The sequence below is a fragment of the Pseudomonas sp. 8AS genome, from assembly GCF_902506505.1.
Lineage (GTDB): Bacteria > Pseudomonadota > Gammaproteobacteria > Pseudomonadales > Pseudomonadaceae > Aquipseudomonas.
Genome location: NZ_LR733406.1, coordinates 1,676,771 through 1,694,821, shown reverse-complemented (window position 1 = coordinate 1,694,821; position 18,051 = coordinate 1,676,771). Strand labels below are relative to the sequence as shown.

Below are 18,051 nucleotides of genomic sequence, written 5' to 3'. Positions count from 1 at the left end.
CACCCCATGAAGCGCACCCTAACCTCCCTGATGCTGGCAGGCGGCCTGTTGACCGCTGGCCAGGCCCTCGCCGGCGACCTGCTGCAGTGGCAGGACAACAGCCTGACCTACCTGAACGGCACCGACTTCACCGTCGACCCGGACAAGCAGCAGACCATCACCTACGAACATGCCAGCGGCTGGAGCTTCGGCGATCTGTTCGCCTTCGTCGACGTCATCAAGTACAACGGCGAGGCGGAAAACGGTGCCGGTGACGGCCACACCTTCTATGGCGAGATCAGCCCGCGCCTGTCGCTGGGCAAGATCAGCGGCGCCGACCTGTCGTTCGGCCCGATCAAGGACGTGCTGCTGGCCACCACCTACGAGTTCGGCGAGGACGATGTCGACTCCTACCTGATCGGCCCGGCCATCGACCTGAACATCCCCGGCTTCGACTACTTCCAGCTCAACACCTACCTGCGCACCACCGACGGCAAGCGCGACGGGGACAACGTCTGGCAGATCACCCCGGTATGGAGCTACACCATCCCGGTCGGCAACTCCGACCTGGTGATCGACGGCTTCATGGACTGGGTGGTGGACAACGACGACAGCTACCACGCCAACCTGCACTTCAACCCGCAGATCAAGTACGACGTGGCCAAGGCCTTCGGCGTCGGCCAGAAGGTCTATGTCGGGGTCGAATACGACTACTGGAGCGACAAGTACGGCATCGAGGACGAAAGCTTCGTCGGCGAGGACATCCTCGGCGGCACCGACCAGAGCGCCATCAGCCTGCTGGTCAAGGCGCACTTCTAACAGGCCGTTGAAAAACGTAGGCGAGGCAGCCAGTGCAAGGCAAAAACAGGCGAAAAAGCGCAGTTTACGAGCTGTAAATGAGCATTTTGAGCCTGTTTTTAACGCTGCAATGGCAACGCAGGTAGTTTTTCAACGGCCTGCAAAGCACTCGCCGCCCCCAGAGTGCACCGCACGCAGCACACGCCCATGCGTGGCGCCGGATGCGCACGGTTCACCCTAGGGCAGAGCGACCTGTTGATCCAGATTCAGCTTCGGTTAAGACTTTCCGGCTACCCTGCCACGCACCCCGCCAGAAGAGGCGAACCGGAGAAAGCCTGATGACCTGGAAAAACAACCCATCCCGCTACGGCAGCCTGTCCATCGGCCTGCACTGGCTGATGCTGATCCTGATCGCCGGCGTCTACGCCTGCATCGAACTCAAGGGCAACTTCCCCAAGGGCAGCGAACCGCGCGAACTGCTCAAGCAGTGGCACTTCATGCTCGGCATGGCCATCTTCGCCCTGGTCTGGCTGCGCCTGCTGGCCCGCCTGATCGGCCCGACCCCGGCGATCGTCCCGGCCATTCCGACCTGGCAGGCTCTCCCCGCCAAGCTGATGCACCTGGCCCTGTACCTGCTGATGATCGGCGCCCCGCTGGCCGGCTGGCTGATCCTCAGTGCCGCCGGCAAGCCGGTCCCGTTCTTCGGCCTGGAACTGCCGCCGCTGATCGACAAGAACCCCGACCTGGCCGGGCAGATCAAGGAACTGCACGAACTGGCCGGCAGCGCCGGTTACTGGCTGATCGGCCTGCACGCCGTGGCCGGGCTGTTCCACCACTTCGTCAGCCGCGACAACACCCTGACCCGCATGCTGCCGGGGCGCGGCTAACCGCCACCCGCAACCGCGACTCCCCGTAGGAGGGGCCTTGGCCGCGACCAGCCGGCAGCACCGAGCCGCCCGCACCCGCGTCGCGGCCAAGGCCCCTCCTCCAGGCTCACTACCCACACCAATCCTCCTTGTGGCAGCGGCTTCAACCGCGATAAGACGCCCGCCTGCAGCGCCTCATCGCCGCCCCATCCGCTCTCAACCGTACGGGGCTGCCGATGCACCTGCGCATTCGGCGCCCATCTTCATATAAAGCAGGCAAACGGCACCTCGTAACGCTGGCCAAGCCTCGCCGGCGCCGCTAGAATTGCGCACTTTTTGATCAGCGGCGCACCCAGAGCGCCCGATGAGGTTAGCCCCGATGTCCACCGCCACCCCGAAAGTCGGCTTCGTCAGCCTTGGTTGTCCGAAAGCCACTGTCGACTCCGAACGCATCCTCACCCAGCTGCGCATGGAGGGCTACGAGATCGTGCCCACCTACGAGGATGCCGACGTGGTGGTGGTCAACACCTGCGGCTTCATCGACAGCGCCAAGGCCGAATCCCTGGAAGTGATCGGCGAAGCCATCGCCGAGAACGGCAAGGTCATCGTCACCGGCTGCATGGGCGTGGACGCCGGCAGCATCCGCAACGTGCACCCCAGCGTGCTCTCGGTGACCGGCCCGCAGCAGTACGAGCAGGTGGTCAACGCCGTGCACGAGGTGATCCCGCCCAAGGCCGAGCACAACCCGCTGATCGACCTGGTACCGCCGCAGGGCATCAAGCTGACCCCGCGTCACTACGCCTACCTGAAGATTTCCGAAGGCTGCAACCACCGCTGCAGCTTCTGCATCATCCCCTCCATGCGCGGCGACCTGGTCAGCCGTCCGGTCGGCGACGTGCTCAGCGAAGCCGAGCGCCTGGTCAAGGCCGGGGTCAAGGAGCTGCTGGTGATCAGCCAGGACACCAGCGCCTATGGCGTCGACCTCAAGTACAAGATGGACTTCTGGAACGGCCAGCCGGTGAAGACGCGCATGCTGGAACTGTGCGAAGCGCTGTCGTCGATGGGCGTGTGGGTGCGCCTGCACTACGTCTACCCCTACCCCAACGTCGACCACGTGATCCCACTGATGGCCGAAGGCAAGCTGCTGCCGTACCTGGACATCCCCTTCCAGCACGCCAGCCCGAAAGTGCTCAAGGCCATGAAACGCCCGGCCTTCGAGGACAAGACCCTGGCGCGCATCAAGCAGTGGCGCGAGATCTGCCCCGAGCTGACCATCCGCTCCACCTTCATCGTCGGCTTCCCCGGCGAAACCGAAGAAGACTTCCAGTACCTGCTCGACTGGCTGACCGAAGCCCAGCTCGACCGCGTCGGCTGCTTCCAGTACTCGCCGGTGGAAGGCGCGCCGGCCAACGACATGGACCTGGAAACCGTCCCCGACGACGTCAAGCAGGAGCGCTGGGAGCGCTTCATGGCCCACCAGCAGGCCATCAGCGCCGCCCGCCTGCAGCTGAAGATCGGCCAGGAAATCGAAGTGCTGATCGACGAAGTCGACGACCAGGGCGCCGTCGGCCGCTCCTACGCCGACGCCCCGGAAATCGACGGCAGCGTGTTCATCGACTCCACCAGCGTGAAGCCCGGTGACAAGGTGCGCGTGCGCGTGGTCGACGCCGACGAGTACGACCTCTGGGCCGAACTGGCCTGATCGCCACACCGCAAAAGCCCCGCCCCTCAGTGGGGCTTTTCGTTTCAAGTGAGCTGAATATTGTGGGAGCGAATTCATTCGCGATCAGAACCCACTCCCAGTTACCCGCCCGTCACGCGCCCCACCAAACCCTCCCTACACCCGATCGAGCGGACTCAATACCCCCAAACCACCCCGATTGAGTACATGGGTGTAGATCTGCGTAGTCTTCACATCGGCATGACCGAGCAGCTCCTGCACCGTGCGAATGTCCTGACCACTCTCCAACAAGTGCGTGGCGAAGGAATGCCGCAGGGTATGCGGGGTGGCCGGCTTGTTTAGCCCCACACGACGCACCGCATTGCGGATCGCACGCTGAATGGTCTTCTCATGCAGATGGTGGCGGAAGATGCCGCCCGAACGCGGGTCTGCGGAGCGGTTGATCGAAGGGAAAACGAACTGCCAGCACCACTCCGCCGCCGCATTCGGATACTTGCGCGCCAACGCATGCGGCAAATTCGCCCGCCCGTAACCCTCCAGCAGATCCTGCTCGTGCAGTGCGCGAACCCGCTGCAGATGCAGCTCCAAAGGCGCCGCCAGCTTGCGTGGCAGCATGGTCACCCGATCTTTCTGCCCCTTACCATCGCGAATCAGAATCTCGAAACGGGAAAACTCCACATCCTTGACCCGCAGGCGCAGCACTTCCATCAAACGCATGCCCGAGCCATACAGCAGATTGGCCACCAGCCACAGCGTACCGTCCAACTGCGCCAGCACACTCGCCACCTCCTCCCGAGTCAGCACCACCGGCAAACGCTGCGGACGCCGCGCCCTAATCACCCCATCCATCCACGGCAACTCGATCCGCAACACCTGCTTATAGAGAAACAGAATTGCCGACAGCGCCTGATTCTGGGTGGACGCCGCCACATCCCGCCGCACCGCCAGATCGCTCAGAAAAGCCTCAACTTCTGCTGCGCCCATCTCCTGCGGATGGCGATACTTGTGAAAGCGGATAAAGCGCTTCACCCACTCCAGATAGACAGCTTCGGTACGAATCGAATAGTGTCGAAGGCGAATTTGCTCGCGAACCTGATCGAGCAGCTTGGGCTTGTCATCCATGTCGCTGTTGCTCCCGGACTGATGTCGCATCTCCTGATGCGATTTGCAGGCTAGACAAGGACTTGCCAGACGACAAGGAACGTTATCCGACACAAATGGCGCAAAGCATTACGCCACTTGTGTCGTCTACTTATAGTTAGGCGCAAGGGCAAAATTGGTTCTTCAGCACCGAGCCAAGAAACACAATCACCGCATCGGCGCGGTGTTCCTGAATCGAATGGTCGCCTGACAGTAGAGGCCGTTATTTGTGGCCAGCAAAGGAGTTGCTTTCAGAAAATGTGCATATCACAAATAACCTTCCGGGCCAAAACCGACACACCGTGCGCACCGCCGGTTAAGCTCGGCGCTGGCATCATTTCCTGCGCACGGCTGGGCAGTCTAACAATTGGCTCAAGTCGTTCGCTGCGCTCACTTGGACCGGCTAACGCCGGCCCCTTAGCCAAACGTTATATGCCATACGGAGATTATCCGTGGAAAAAAGATACCAAGTATTTGTTAGCTCAACCTATGCCGACTTGAAAGAGGAAAGGCAGCATGTAACGCAAGCGCTTATGGAGATGGACTGCATCCCTGCCGGAATGGAGCTATTTCCTGCTACAGACGAAGAGCAGTGGGAATTCATAAAGCGAGTGATCGACGACTGCGATTACTACCTTCTGATAATTGGAGGCCGGTACGGCTCAACAACAGAAGAAGGAATTAGCTATACCGAAAAAGAGTATGATTACGCCGTAGAGATAGGGCTAAAAGTTGTCGCGCTTCTACACGAAAAACCAGACAATATACCAGTAGGCAAATCAGATATAGCTCCCGAGCTGCGCGAGAGACTTAGAATTTTTAGAGAGAAAGTCTCCAGCAACCGCCTAGTTAAGTTTTGGAATGAACCAACAGAGCTTCCTGGCCTAGTTGCATTAAGCCTATCCAAAACGATTAAAATGTTCCCCGCAACTGGGTGGATAAGGGCCACAGCTGTGTCCAACGAAGAGCTTTTGGGCGAGCTTAATGAACTGAGGAAAGAAAACAGCTCACTCAGAGCTGAGCTATCGAAAGCACCAAAACCAGCCGCAGCCTACCTAATAGACGACATAGCCGAATTAGATGACAAATTCCAAATTTCCGGAACCTACTACAACGATTATGGAAAAAGGGAATGGCACAGCACGCTCTCATGGAAAGAGATATTCACAATAATTTCGCCTTATCTCTCCCAAAATCCTAACCAAGAATATGTAAAAGAAGTTCTTAAAAAGGCAATCATTAAGCGGGACTCAATCAGCGACAGAACCAACAGCCTCAACGATCAAGACTTTCAAACCATTGCAATTCAATTAAAAGCTTTAGGCCTCATTCAAACCAAATATGCGCAAACGGTCAAAGGGGGCATGGCAATGTTTTGGAGCTTCACCCCTGAAGGCGAGCGACTGATGGTTCAGCTTCGCGCCATAAGAAAAAAGTAATGGCATATAACAATGCGTATATGGACTCTCCCCACAAGCAGTGAGGAAAGCTTTTTTCGATCCTGTCGTCAGCGCGGTTGCATTCGTATATCCGGCCTTGTCACGGGCAGTGCCCTGGCCATTCTGTAGTTCGCGCAGCGGGGTAGAACAGAGGGGCCTGAGCGGCCTGCTGACGTCCCATCATCGTGGAGAACTCCACTGCGCTGATGGAGGTTTAGTGAACCAGCTTCGGCCAGCTCACTCAACCGAGTTTTTCAACGGAATAGGCCAGGAGCAGTCTAAGTTCCAACCTCCGAGCAAATCGCACCTCGCATTTCGCCCTTACGGCGAGTCACTTTCTCTTTGCTCGCGCAAAAGAGAAAGTAACCAAAGAGAAAGCGCGCCCGACATCCGGGTTTCGCTGCGCGAAACTTCCCTCGCTCCGGTGTCGCTCCGGGGGCCGGCTTACAAGGGCCGTCCATGGCCCTTTAAGCCTCTCGCCGCATCCATGCGGCTCGTCCCCCTGCGCAACACCTCCACTCGGCCTCCTGACGGGGTTCGGACTCCGAGTTGCTTGGGGGTTCTTCTTGCCGCTTCGCGGATTGTCGTTGATCGGTAGGAGCGAGCTTTGCTCGCGAAGCTCTTGATGGGCCTGATTCGCGAGCAGAGCTCGCTCCTACAGACGAATGATCGTTCCCTCGCTCCGCGTGGGAATGCAGCCTTTGACGACCCTGCGTCCATTCGTTGTTTTGTGCGGGCCAGCAGCTCTGTGGCGCGGAGCGCCACTGGATGGGTTTCCACGCAGAGCGTGGGAACCATCGGGGGAGAAACACAGAACTGTCAGGCAACTCCAAACGCCCCTTCAAAAGGGTGAGCGGAATCGTCGTGGAAGGGGTTGAGCGGCATGGATGCCGCGAGAGCCGCGATGGGCCAGGGATGGCCCTTCGCGGCGTGCCCCTGGAGCGGCGATGGAGTGAACGAACCCGGAGCGAAGCGCAGGGCCGGATGCAGGGGCAAGCGTTTTTGGTTACTTTTTCCGCGACTGGAAAAAGTGACCCGCCCAGCAGGGCGGAACCAATGCCTCAACCAGCGCGACAACCAGCAGCGGCACGAACAAACAAGCTGGCGGACAACGCTCCACGGCCGTCTACCCCTACGAGCTACGGCCCGGCAAGTCAGGCAAAGCCCCCCATCACCCCCGCCCCAACGGCGGAGTCCGCGGCGGCACCAGGCGCTTCGAGCCCGTCGCCTCGAACGCCGCCGCCAGGCGCAGCAACGCCGAGTCGTCATAGGCACGCCCGGCGAAGGTCAGCCCCACCGGCATGCCGATGTCCGCCATCACCCCCATCGGCACGGTGACGGTGGGCACGCCCAGGTGGCGAATGGCCAGGTTGCCGTTGGCCACCCAGATGCCGTTGCTCCAGGCGATATCCGCCGACGCCGGATTCACATCGGCATCCGCCGGGCCGACGTCGGCCACGGTGGGGAACAGCACCGCATCGAGCTTGAGGCCGTCCATCCAGTCATCCAGGTCGAGCTTGCGCGTCTGCTCCAGGCCGCGCAGGCCATCGGGCAGGGTCGGGATCTGCTCCCACGACTTGATGCCGCGCTTAGCCATGCGCACGTACTCGTCCATGCCGGCGGCCAGGTCGCCCTCGCGGTTCGGCAGGGTGCCGGGGTCGTGGGGGAATATCTGCGGGCCATCGACGTCGGCCAGGCGGTTCAGCTTGGGATCGCCGTTGGCCCGCAGGAAGTCGTCGAAGCCCCAAGCCGAGAGGTCCCACAGCTCGTCGTGGAGGAACTCCGGGGTGACGATGCCGCGGTTGAACACGGTCGGCGCGCCCGGCCGATCGCCCTCGCAGTTGGACACCAGCGGGAAGTCGACCTCGATCACCTCGGCGCCGGCCGCCTCCAGCGCCTGACGCGCTTGCTCCCAGAGGGCGATCACCGAGGCGCGGGTATGGATGCGCTGGCCGGTCGGGCCGCCGATGCCGGGATTGTCGCTGGTGCCGGCCGCTTCGTCCTTGTTGATGAACATGCGCGGCACGCCCAGGCGCTTGCCCTTGAGCGCAGCGGCCCCGGCGGCAAGGGCCGGGTAGGACACGGGGCGCACCGTCGAAGCCTGCGGGATCGGCACCCAGGGCTGCAGGCGCCAGAGGTCGCCACGGGTGTCGGGGTCGTCCGCCACCACCAGGTCGAGCACTTCCAGCAGGTCGGCCATGGTTCGCGCGTAGGGCACCACCACGTCCATGGTCGGGGTCAGCGGCCAGTTGCCGCGTACCGAGATCACCCCGCGCGACGGGGTGTAGGCGCACAGGCCGTTGTTCGAGGCCGGGCCGCGGCCGCTCGACCAGGTTTCCTCGGCCAGGCCAAAGGCGGCATAGCTGGCGGCGGTGGCCGTGCCGGCGCCATTGGACGAGCCCGAGGCGAAAGGTGCGGTGAGGTAGGCGGCGTTGTACGGGCTTTCCGCACGGCCATACACACCGCGCTGCATGCCGCCGTTGGCCATGGGCGGCATGTTGGTCTTGCCCAGGCAGATGGCGCCGGCGGCGCGCAGGCGCTCGACGGTGAAGGCGTCGCGCTGGGCCACCAGGTCCTTGAACGCCGGGCTGCCGGAGGCGGCGGTGAGACCCTTGACCAGGTAGCTGTCCTTGGCCGTGTAGGGGATGCCGTCCAGCGGGCCGAGGCTCTCGCCACGGGCGCGGCGGGCGTCGGAGGCCTCGGCCTCCTTCAGCGCCTCGGGGTTGCGCACCACCACGGCATTGAGCGCGGTGGTCGTGTTCGGGCCGTCGTAGGCATCGATCCGCGCCAGGTAGGCCTGGACCAGTTCGACGGCGGTGGTGCGGCCGGCTTCGAGGGCGGCGCGCAGTTCGGCGATGGAAACCTCGGTGACTTCGATCATGGGCTCACCGCCGCCGGACGCTGGCTGACTCGGTGCTCACGGCTCATCTCAGGATGGGTGCTCATAGCGGTTCTCGTGGCTCTGCATTACGCGATAGGGTTAGCCACTCTATTTAGCACCAAGTGCGCCGCAGAAAAATCGCAACCGCGACACTCTGCCCCGTCGCCGGCGACGAGGCACTGCAGGCCGAGTAGCCCGGGCCTGCGCCGCCATAGGATTGAGCACGCGACGCGCACTAGTCCTGCGGATACCAGCGCGGCGTATACACCCACTCGCCACCACCCGCGCGCGGGAAACGGCGGGTCTGGCTGGAGCCGATGATCACCAGGGTGCGCATGTCCACCAGCTCCGCGCTCAGTTCGCCGAGGGTCAGCACGCGCAGTGCCTCGGCCGGGCGGCCGATGTCGCGGCCGAGCACCACCAGGGTTTCTGGCGTGCGGTGCTGGCGGACGATATCGAGGGCGCGGCCGAGCTGCCAGGGGCGCGCGCGGGAGATCGGGTTGTAGAAGGCCATGGCCAGGTCGGCCGCGGCGGCGTGGTCCAGGCGCTTCTCGATCATCGCCCAGGGCTTGAGGTTGTCCGACAGCGACAGCAGGCAGAAGTCGTGGCCCAGCGGCGCGCCGGCCTTGGCCGCGGTGGCCAGGGCGGCGGAGATACCCGGCAGCACCTCCAGCTCCACCGCCTGCCAGGCCGCATCGCCGGAGGCTTCCAGCGCTTCCAGCACGGCGGCGGCCATGGCGAACACGCCGGGGTCGCCGGACGACACCATCACCACCCGCCGGCCCCGGACGGCCAGGTCGAAGGCATGGGCGGCGCGCTGCAGTTCCTCGCGGTTGTCGCTGGCGTGCAGCACCTGTTCGGCGCGGAACGGCCCGGCCATGTTGACGTAGGTTTCGTAGCCCAGCACATCCTCGGCCTGGTCCAGCACCTGGCGCACGGCCGGGGCCATCAGTTCGGCGCAACCCGGGCCGAGGCCGATCACGCTGAGGCGGCCGCGCGGCCGACCGGTTTGCGCGGCAAGCTCTGGGTTGGCGGCCAGGTGCAGGCTGACTCCAGCCTCTTCATACAGGGCGGCGGGCAAGGCGCTTGTCGCCTCGATAAAGCGCAGCGGCACCTTCAGTTCGGCGGCTGCGGCGGCCAGCTGCGGCTGGGCCATGGCGGTGGCATCGGCCAGCAATGCAGCCAACGCCGCCTCGGCCAGGCCGGCCTGCTGCAGGGCGGCGCGCACGGTGCCGGGCAGATCGCCGTCCGGCACACTGCAACGGGCCAGCACCAGGCGCGGATGGATCAGCAGCGCGCCGCCCTGCTCCGCCCGCTGCGGGCTGATGCGGATGCAGCGGCCGGCCTGCGCATTCAGCGGCAGCTTCGCCGCTTCCAGCCAGGGCGCATCGCCGTCGATGCGCAGGGACTCGCCGCCGAGCAGGTCGCTGACCAGGCGCTTGCCCTGCTCCAGGTCGGCCAGCACGTAGCCGGGCGGCGGGTTGAGCACGCAGGTGCCGAAGCGCAGCTCGCCGCTGGTGGTGATGGCCGGCGCCACGGCCAGCCGCGCGGCGATCTCGCGGGCCAGCAGATTGACCCCGCTCAGCCCGCCGAGCAGCGGCACCACGGCGCTGCCGTCCTCGGCCACGGCCAGCACCGCCGGCTCGGCGCCCTTCTCCGCCAAGACCGGCGCCAGACTGCGGATGACGATGCCGGCGGCGCACAGGGCGATGATCGGCGTGCCGGCGCGGTACAGCCCGCGCAGGTGTTCGGCGAACTCACGGTAGCTCTCATCGACCTCGTCGACGCGCCCGGTCAGGCCGTGGATAGCGGCCTGCGGGTAGAGGCCCTGCAAACGGCGGGCGGTGGCCAGGGCAGAGGCGCCGAGAATGACGATGGCTGGAGACATACGGGGATCAGCCACGCCACTGCTCCCCCGGCACCAGGATCATCGAGAAATACGGCGAGGCCAGCGGGTCGACCTCGTCCAGCGGCACGATGCGCTGGCTGTCCATGGTCGCCCGCTCGACGTAGTGCGCGCGCCGATCCAGGCCCAGCTCGCGCAGCACCCGACGGACCTTGTCGAAGTTACGGCCGAGCTTCATCACCACGGCGGCTTCGGCGTCCTGCAGGCGGCGCTTGAGCTCGTCCTCGGGGAGCACGCCGGAGAGCACCGACAGGCTCTGGTTACGGTACACCAGCGGCGTGCCGAGCACCGAGGCGCAGCCGAGCATGGAGCACACGCCGGGCACCACCTCCACCTGATAGTGCGCGGCCAGGCGGTCGTGCAGGTACATGTAGGAGCCGTAGAAGAACGGGTCGCCCTCGCAGATCACCGCCACGTCGCGGCCGGCATCCAGTTCGGCGGCGATCTGCACGGCGCAGGTGTCGTAGAAGTCGGCGATCACAGCCTCGTAGGTCAGCGGCGGTTCGAGCTTCTCGGTGGTCACCGGGTAGACCAGTGGCAGGCGCTGCTGGGCCTCGTTCAGGTGCTGCTCGATGATGGCGAAGGCGTTGCCGCCCTGACCTTTGTTCGCCTTGGCCTTGGCCACGAAGTAACCGACCACCGGCGCCGACTGCAGCAGGCGCAGGGCCTTGAGGGTGATCAGTTCCGGGTCGCCGGGGCCGACGCCGAGGCCGAGCAGACGTCCTTTGCCGCGCATCACTCCACCTCCGTGGCCAGGGCGTTGACCGCCGCGGCGGCCATGGCGCTGCCGCCACGCCGGCCGCGCACTATCACATAGGGCACGCCACGGCTGTCGGCGGCGAGCAGGTCTTTCGACTCGGCGGCGCCGATAAAGCCCACCGGCATGCCGAGGATCAGCGCCGGCTTGGGCGCGCCGGCGTCGAGCATTTCCAGCAGGTAGAACAGCGCGGTCGGCGCGTTGCCGATCACCACCACGCTGCCTTCGAGGTGCTCGCGCCAGCGCTCCAGGGCAGCGGCCGAGCGGGTGTTGCCGAGGTCGCGGGCCAGCTGCGGCACGTTCGCCTCGTTCAGGGTGCAGATGACTTGGTTGCCCGCCGGCAGGCGCGCGCGGGTGATGCCCTCGGCCACCATGCGCGCATCGCAGAGAATCGGCGCGCCCTTGGCCAGGGCGGCACGCCCGGCGGCGCCGGCACCCGGCGAGAAGCGCAGGTCCTGCACCACGTCGACCATGCCGCAGGCGTGAATCAGGCGCACGGCGAGCTTTTCCAGGTCGGCGGGGATGGCCGACAGCTCGGCCTCGGCGCGGATGGTGGCGAAGGACTGGCGGTAGATTTCCTGGCCGTCGCGGATGTAATCGATCATGCAGAGGTTCCTGATGCGGGCTGCGCGGCGAACCAGGCGCCGGCTTCTTCGATGCTGAGAGAAGGCGCCAGCAGGCGGCCGAAACCGGCCACGCCCGCGGCGCGCTGATAGAGCTGGTAACGCCCGCCGGGCTGCGCCAACAGGGTGAAGGGAGCGGTATGCGCGGCGGCGCAGGAGCGCGGGCAGCCGCTGAGGTGCACCTGCGGGCGCGCACTGCCGGCGCGCAGCAGTTCGGCCAGCTTGAGGGCATCGGCCTTGGTGTCGGCCAGGCCCCTGGCGCAGGCGGCCGAGCCGGTGCAGGCGAGCAGCCGGCTCAGCGGCTCGCGGGCATCCAGCAGCAGGCCCAGGGCGCGCAGCTCTTGCAGCACCCGGGGCACCTGGGGCGTGGGGATATTCGGCAGCAGCAGGCCCTGCCAGGGGGTCAGGCGCAGGCTGGCGTCGCCGTACTGCTCGGCCAGATCGGCCAGGGCGTGCAGTTGCCCGGCGCCGATCCGCCCCAGCCGGGCGGCGGCCAGGATCAGCTGCCGGCCGGCCTGGCGCTGCGCGTGCGCGCCGAGCGGGACGGCGCCGGGCCCGGCGGCGCGGCGCCAGCCCAGCACGGCCGGGTCGCGGCGCAGCGGGAACGGCAGGCGCGCCTGCAGGCGGTCGAGGAATTCGCTAACCGGCAGCGCAGCCAGCAGCTGGCGCATGCGGCTGTGCTCGGTGCCGGCCAGTTCGAGGAACAGGCGCAGCACGGCGTCCACCAGCGGCACGGCCTGCGCGGGCGTCACCGCCGCCAGCGGGCCATTGAGCGGGCAGCCGGCCAGGCCGAAGGCCAGCAGCGGCTCGGCGCCGGGCATGGCGCCGAGCCACAGGTCGTGGGGGTGTTCGAGCATGGCCAGGGCTTCGCCGCCGTCCAGCTGCAGGGCGAACTTGGCGGACAGGACGTGGAACTCGCGATGATCCTGCAGCAGGTCGAGCAGTTGCCCGGCCAGCGGACCGACATCGAGCCGCGCGGCAGGGTCGAGACCGGCGGCGGGGCTGAGCAGCAGGTTGCGCACATCGTCGGCGGCTGCAACGCGCGGGCCGAGGCCGGCAGCCAGCAGCGCGGCGATCAGCTCGCCCTGGCCAGCGTCACGCACGCCGCGAATCTGCAGGTTGCTGCGGTTGGTCAGCTCCAGCACGCCGCAGGCCTGGGCCGTGGCGGCCGCGGCGATGGATCGCGCCTGGGCGCTGGAGAGTCGGCCGCCGGGCAGCTTGACACGGCAGATGCCGCCGTCCAGCGCGGCGACGATGCGCAGCAGGCCGGGGCACGCGCCGGGGCGTGGCACGCAGGAATCGACGGCGGCAGGGAGGTTGCGCAAGACGGTCATCCACAACAACGACGCGGCGACCTAACCAGCAGAATCCGCCTACAGGGATTCCTTGGCATCGGTACACCCCGCCCGATGTTGGCACTCGCGACTAGCGTCGTCGGCAGGTCTCCTGGCTGGCAGGTCGGCATCGGTCGCGGCCTTCCCGGTTTCCCAGTGGCATTCGGGCGACAGACTCGCTGCTTACAGTTGCGGGGGCAGCCACGGTTGGTCCGTGTTCCCTCTTAGGCCCATGGTGACATCCGTGAGGACGCCGGGCACCGACGAAGGCGCTATTATGCCCGCTTTTTCCGGCGCCGGGCCAAGCCCGCGCGCCGCCCGCAAGGCATCGAGGAGACGCGCATGACAGCCTGGCTGACGGTGGTGGGCATCGGCGAGGACGGCTACGCCGGCCTGGGCAAGGCCGCGCGCCGGGCGCTGCTGGCAGCCGAATGCATAGTCGGCGCACCGCGCCAGCTGGAGCTGCTGCCAGCGTGCATCCGCGCCCCGCGCGAAGCCTGGCCGAGCCCGTTCAGCCTGGCGCCGGTACTGCAGCGCTGCGGCACGCCGCTGTGCGTGCTGGCCAGCGGCGACCCCATGCTGTTCGGCGTCGGCGCCAGCCTGGCGCGGCAACTGGGCGAAGGCGAGATGCGCGTGCTGCCGGCGCCCTCCTCCTACTCACTGGCCGCCGCGCGCCTGGGCTGGCCGCTGCAGGAGGTGGCCCTGCTCTCGGTGGTGGCGCGGCCGCTGGCGGCACTGCACGCGCAGATCCATGCCGGCCAGCGCCTGCTGATCCTCTGCAACGACGGCTGTAGCCCGGCCGCCATCGCCGCCCTGCTGCGCGAGCGCGGCTTCGGCCCGAGCCGGCTGACGGTGCTGGAACACCTCGGCGGCCCGCTGGAGCGGCGCATCGATGGACTGGCCGAGAGCTGGAGCATCGACGAAGTAGCGGCGCTCAATCTGCTGGCCGTCGAGTGCCGGGCCGATGCGGACGTGCAGCCGCTGCCGCTGACCATCGGCCTGCCCGACGAGGCCTATCGCCACGACGGCCAGCTGACCAAGCGCGACGTGCGCGCCATCACCCTGGCCCGCCTGGCGCCGCGCCCCGGCGAGCTGCTGTGGGACGTGGGTGCCGGCTGCGGCTCGATCGGCATCGAGTGGATGCGCGCCCACCCCAGCTGCCGGACCATCGCCATCGAGGCCGACGGCGGCCGCCAGCAGCTGATCCAGCACAACCGCGACGCCCTCGGCGTACCGACCCTGCAGCTGGTGGCCGGCCATGCACCGGAAGCCTTGGCGGGTCTCGAATGCCCCGACGCCATCTTTATCGGCGGTGGCGTCACCGCCCCCGGCGTGCTGGAGCAGTGCTGGCAGGCGCTCAAGCCCGGCGGCCGGCTGCTCGCCAACGCCGTGACCCTGCAGAGCGAGGCCATGCTGGTGGCCTGGCGCGAGCAGCATGGCGGCGAGCTGACCCGCATCAGCGTGGCCCAGGCCCAGCCGCTGGGCAGCTTCGACACCTGGCGCAGCGCCCTGCCGATCACCCTGCTGGAATGCCGCAAGCCGTGAGCAAACGCATCCTCCTGCTCGGCGGGGTCGGCGACGCCCTGGCCATCGCCCGCCGCCTCGGCCCGGCGCATGTCTACAGCCTGGCCGGGCTGGGCAAGGTGCCGCAGGACCTGGCCTGCCAGGTACGGGTCGGCGGCTTCGGCGGCGCCGAGGGGCTGACCGATTTCATCCGCACCGAGGGCATCGAGCTGCTATTGGACATCACCCACCCCTATGCCGCGCAGATCAGCGCCAACGCCGCCCGCGCCGCGCAACTCGCCGGCATTGCCTGCTGGGCCCTGCGCCGCCCCGGCTGGCAGGCCGGCGCCGGCGACGACTGGCGCGAAGTGGCCGGCTGGGACGCGCTGATCCAGGAGCTGGAGCCCTTCCGCAAGCCCTTCTTCACCCTCGGCCGCGAACCGCTGGAACACCTGGCTGCAATCCCCACCGGGCAGTTCTGGACCCTGCGCCTGCTCGATGCCCATCCGGGCAATGCACGCGCACGGATCATCGCCAGCCGCGGCCCATTCAGTCTCCAAGATGAACGCGCGCTGTTCGCCGCCGAGAGCTTCGACGTGCTGATCAGCAAGAACAGCGGCGGCGCGGCCACCGAGGCCAAGCTGCGGGTGGCCCGTGAACGCGGCTTGCCGGTACTGCTGCTGGCGCGCCCCGAACTGCCCGAGGTGGAGCGCGCCTTCGCCGATCCCGAATCCCTGTGGCAGGCCCTGCAGGAACTCCCTAGCGGCCTGGCCTGAGTAACCAGCAATGAAGACCGACACCTACGCCCGCGTACTGCTCGCCGGGCCAGACCTGAACCAAGGCAGCTTTGCCGAACTGAGCCGCCGCAAGCTGAGCGAGCGCTTCGGCGCCGCCGTGCTGGACCATCTGTGCGATACCGGCGCCGGCTACGAGCCGCTGTGGACGCGGGTGCGCAGTTGCCTGGAAGCCGGCGAACTGCCGCTGCTGCTGGTCGACCTCGACCCGCTGGGCGGCAGTCAGCAGCTGGACTGGTTGCGCGACCGGTTCAAGACCCTGGCCGGCACGCAGGCCGAGCGGGTCTTCGTCTGCGCCGGTGACGCCGGAGACGTGGCCGCGCTGGCCGCACTGATCCAGCAGCCCGATCGCCATCTGGGCTGCGTGGAGGTTCCGCAACTGCCGTCCGCCCACGCCTGGTCGTGCATTCCGCCGCACCAGTACCGCGTGCTGCTGTGCAACGGCCCGCGCTGCACCCGCCGCGGCGCCCTGCCCTTGTGGAAACTGTTGCGTGAGGAGCTGAAGGCGGCCGGCCGGCTGGAGACCGAAGACGGCGTGCATATCACCCGCACCCAGTGCCAGTTCCCCTGCGACCAGGGGCCGACGCTCAGCGTTTACCCGCCCGGCGCCTGGTACCAGGTGCGCGACGAGGCCGATGTGCGGCGCCTGGTGCAGGAGCAGTTCGTCGCGGGCCGCGAGGTGGCCGAGCTGATCATGCGCGGCTAGAAAGCAAACCGGCCGCTCTAGGCGGCCGGTTGCTGATCACAGACTCATCACATCGAGAAAGCGCGGCGTGGCGCTGTCGTCGATCTTCAGGCTGTGGAAGTCGAACAGATTGCGGTCGGCCAGCTGCGAGGGCACCACGTTCTGCAGGGCGCGGAACATGATCTCGGTGCGTCCCGGCGATTTGCGCTCCCACTCGTTGAGCATCTCCTTGACCACCTGGCGCTGCAGGTTCTCCTGCGAGCCGCAGAGGTTGCACGGGATGATCGGGAACTGCTTGAGCTCGGAATAGGCCTCGATGTCCTTCTCGCTGCAGTAGGCCAGCGGGCGGATCACCACGTTGCGCCCGTCGTCGGACAGCAGCTTGGGCGGCATGGCCTTCAGCGTGCCGCCGTAGAACATGTTGAGGAAGAAGGTCTCCAGAATGTCGTCGCGGTGGTGACCGAGGGCCATCTTGGTCGCGCCGATCTCGTCGGCATAGGTGTACAGGGTGCCGCGGCGCAGGCGCGAGCACAGCGAGCAGGTGGTCTTGCCTTCCGGGATCTTGTCCTTGACCACCGAGTAGGTGTCCTTCTCGATGATGTGGTACTGCACACCGATGGACTCCAGGTAGGCCGGCAGCACGTGCTCGGGGAAGCCCGGCTGCTTCTGGTCCATGTTCACTGCAACGATCTCGAACTGGATCGGCGCCACCTTCTGCAGGTACAGCAGGATGTCGAGCATGGTGTAGCTGTCCTTGCCGCCGGACAGGCAGACCATCACCTTGTCGCCATCCTCGATCATGTTGAAGTCGGTGACGGCTTCGCCGGCCAGGCGGCGCAGGCGTTTCTGCAGTTTGTTCTGGTTGACCGAAAGGCTGGTGGACATGGTGCTGAGGAATCCGGGGGAAGGCGAAAAGCTGGCCATTTTACCCGCAAAGGCCGGCGGCGGCAGCCCGTGTTAGGCTCAAGCGATGAATAGCGAACTCAACCCCGCCCTCGACCTGGCCGACCAGTTGCACGAGCTGCTGCGCGCCGCACCGGCCGGAATCAGCGAATTCCAGCTGATCCAGCAGCTCAAGCAACGCCATTCCACGCACATCCCCCATCTCGACCTGGCCGACAAGCTGGTGCTGTTTCGCACCCACTTCTTGCTGTTCAACGCCCTCTACCGGCTGCGCGACAGCCTGTGGCAGGCCCGCAGCGCCCACCTGCAGATCAACCCCTTGTGCATGCAGCTGCTGCCCTGGCAGCCGGGCAGCAGCGAGCTGGCCGAAAGCGACCCGTTGCGCGACTACTACCTCGATCTGCAGCATCTGCGCGACACCGCCGAAGCCGATGTGGAGAAGCTGCTGGCCAGCTTCTGGACGCGCATGCAGGGCGGCGACGAGAAGCGCGCAGCGCTCGAACTGTTCGAGCTGGGCGGCGACCAACCGCTCAATCTCGCCACCATCAAGCTGCGCTACCGGCAACTGGTGAGCCAGCACCACCCGGATCGCGGCGGCAGCACCAGCCGTCTGCAGTCGATCAACCTGGCGATGGAAATACTACAGCGCTATTACAGCTGAGCCACAGAGAGCAATTCGCTCTAAAGCCACGACTCACGTGGCCTCCAGCCTCTGCCTATACTGCGGCATACGGTCGCAGTGATTCGGCCTGCACCCGGCGG

Annotated in this window: 15 protein-coding genes and 1 riboswitch; of the genes, 8 read left to right on the top strand and 7 right to left on the bottom strand. The window is 66.1% G+C overall.

Annotation, left to right across the window (positions count from 1 at the left end):
* Positions 1–6: 6 nt before the first annotated feature.
* The 3 genes from GV001_RS07940 to rimO all read left to right on the top strand — a co-directional run bounded on the left by GV001_RS07940 (position 7) and on the right by rimO (position 3,345).
* Positions 7–798, top strand: coding sequence for an outer membrane protein OmpK (locus tag GV001_RS07940; protein WP_160079100.1), 792 nt, complete (start codon positions 7–9; stop codon positions 796–798).
* 317 nt (positions 799–1,115) lie between these two features.
* Entirely contained in the window at positions 1,116–1,664 is a 549-nt protein-coding gene (locus GV001_RS07935) for a cytochrome b (protein WP_160079099.1), read from the top strand.
* Positions 1,665–2,022: 358 nt separating this feature from the next.
* Entirely contained in the window at positions 2,023–3,345 is a 1,323-nt protein-coding gene (rimO, locus tag GV001_RS07930) for a 30S ribosomal protein S12 methylthiotransferase RimO (protein ID WP_160079098.1), read from the top strand.
* A gap of 135 nt (positions 3,346–3,480) precedes the next feature.
* Here rimO and GV001_RS07925 read toward each other — a convergent pair whose 3' ends face one another.
* A complete protein-coding gene (locus GV001_RS07925; RefSeq protein ID WP_160079097.1) occupies positions 3,481–4,446 on the bottom strand; it encodes an integron integrase in 966 nt (321 codons plus the stop codon).
* A gap of 470 nt (positions 4,447–4,916) precedes the next feature.
* On the opposite strand from GV001_RS07925, the gene GV001_RS07920 reads away from it, so the two are divergent.
* A complete protein-coding gene (locus GV001_RS07920) occupies positions 4,917–5,903 on the top strand; it encodes a DUF4062 domain-containing protein (RefSeq protein ID WP_160079096.1) in 987 nt (328 codons plus the stop codon).
* Between the two features lie 1,171 nt (positions 5,904–7,074).
* Here GV001_RS07920 and GV001_RS07915 read toward each other — a convergent pair.
* The 5 genes from GV001_RS07915 to cobG all read right to left on the bottom strand — a co-directional run bounded on the left by GV001_RS07915 (position 7,075) and on the right by cobG (position 13,404).
* Complete coding sequence (locus GV001_RS07915) at positions 7,075–8,784, bottom strand: amidase (protein WP_160079095.1); 1,710 nt, start codon at positions 8,782–8,784, stop codon at positions 7,075–7,077.
* A gap of 235 nt (positions 8,785–9,019) precedes the next feature.
* Positions 9,020–10,672 (bottom strand): precorrin-3B C(17)-methyltransferase, encoded by a 1,653-nt coding sequence (gene cobJ / locus GV001_RS07910; RefSeq protein WP_160083232.1) that lies wholly within the window; start codon positions 10,670–10,672, stop codon positions 9,020–9,022.
* Between the two features lie 7 nt (positions 10,673–10,679).
* On the bottom strand, positions 10,680–11,426 hold the full coding sequence (locus GV001_RS07905; RefSeq protein ID WP_160079094.1) for a precorrin-2 C(20)-methyltransferase: 747 nt from the start codon (positions 11,424–11,426) through the stop codon (positions 10,680–10,682).
* On the bottom strand, positions 11,426–12,052 hold the full coding sequence (locus GV001_RS07900) for a precorrin-8X methylmutase (RefSeq protein ID WP_160079093.1): 627 nt from the start codon (positions 12,050–12,052) through the stop codon (positions 11,426–11,428). Before GV001_RS07900 ends, GV001_RS07905 begins: the two co-directional genes overlap by 1 nt.
* Positions 12,049–13,404, bottom strand: coding sequence for a precorrin-3B synthase (cobG, locus tag GV001_RS07895; RefSeq protein ID WP_160079092.1), 1,356 nt, complete (start codon positions 13,402–13,404; stop codon positions 12,049–12,051). Before cobG ends, GV001_RS07900 begins: the two co-directional genes overlap by 4 nt.
* An 84-nt stretch (positions 13,405–13,488) precedes the next feature.
* Positions 13,489–13,684, bottom strand: a riboswitch (cobalamin riboswitch).
* Between the two features lie 62 nt (positions 13,685–13,746).
* On the opposite strand from cobG, the gene cbiE reads away from it, so the two are divergent.
* Genes cbiE through GV001_RS07880 form a run of 3 tightly spaced genes read left to right on the top strand, consistent with a single transcriptional unit; the run spans position 13,747 to position 16,407 of the window.
* A complete protein-coding gene (cbiE, locus tag GV001_RS07890; RefSeq protein ID WP_160079091.1) occupies positions 13,747–14,949 on the top strand; it encodes a precorrin-6y C5,15-methyltransferase (decarboxylating) subunit CbiE in 1,203 nt (400 codons plus the stop codon).
* A complete protein-coding gene (locus GV001_RS07885) occupies positions 14,946–15,683 on the top strand; it encodes a cobalt-precorrin-6A reductase (RefSeq protein WP_256664882.1) in 738 nt (245 codons plus the stop codon). The genes cbiE and GV001_RS07885 overlap by 4 nt, the downstream gene beginning before the upstream one ends.
* A gap of 10 nt (positions 15,684–15,693) precedes the next feature.
* A complete protein-coding gene (locus GV001_RS07880) occupies positions 15,694–16,407 on the top strand; it encodes a ferredoxin (RefSeq protein ID WP_160079089.1) in 714 nt (237 codons plus the stop codon).
* 36 nt (positions 16,408–16,443) lie between these two features.
* Here GV001_RS07880 and ttcA read toward each other — a convergent pair whose 3' ends face one another.
* Entirely contained in the window at positions 16,444–17,271 is an 828-nt protein-coding gene (ttcA, locus tag GV001_RS07875) for a tRNA 2-thiocytidine(32) synthetase TtcA (protein ID WP_160079088.1), read from the bottom strand.
* An 85-nt stretch (positions 17,272–17,356) separates the two neighbouring features.
* Here ttcA and GV001_RS07870 point away from each other — a divergent pair, with 85 nt between their 5' ends.
* Positions 17,357–17,950, top strand: a complete 594-nt coding sequence (locus GV001_RS07870) for a DNA-J related domain-containing protein (protein WP_160079087.1) — start codon at positions 17,357–17,359, stop codon at positions 17,948–17,950.
* Positions 17,951–18,051: the final 101 nt, after the last annotated feature.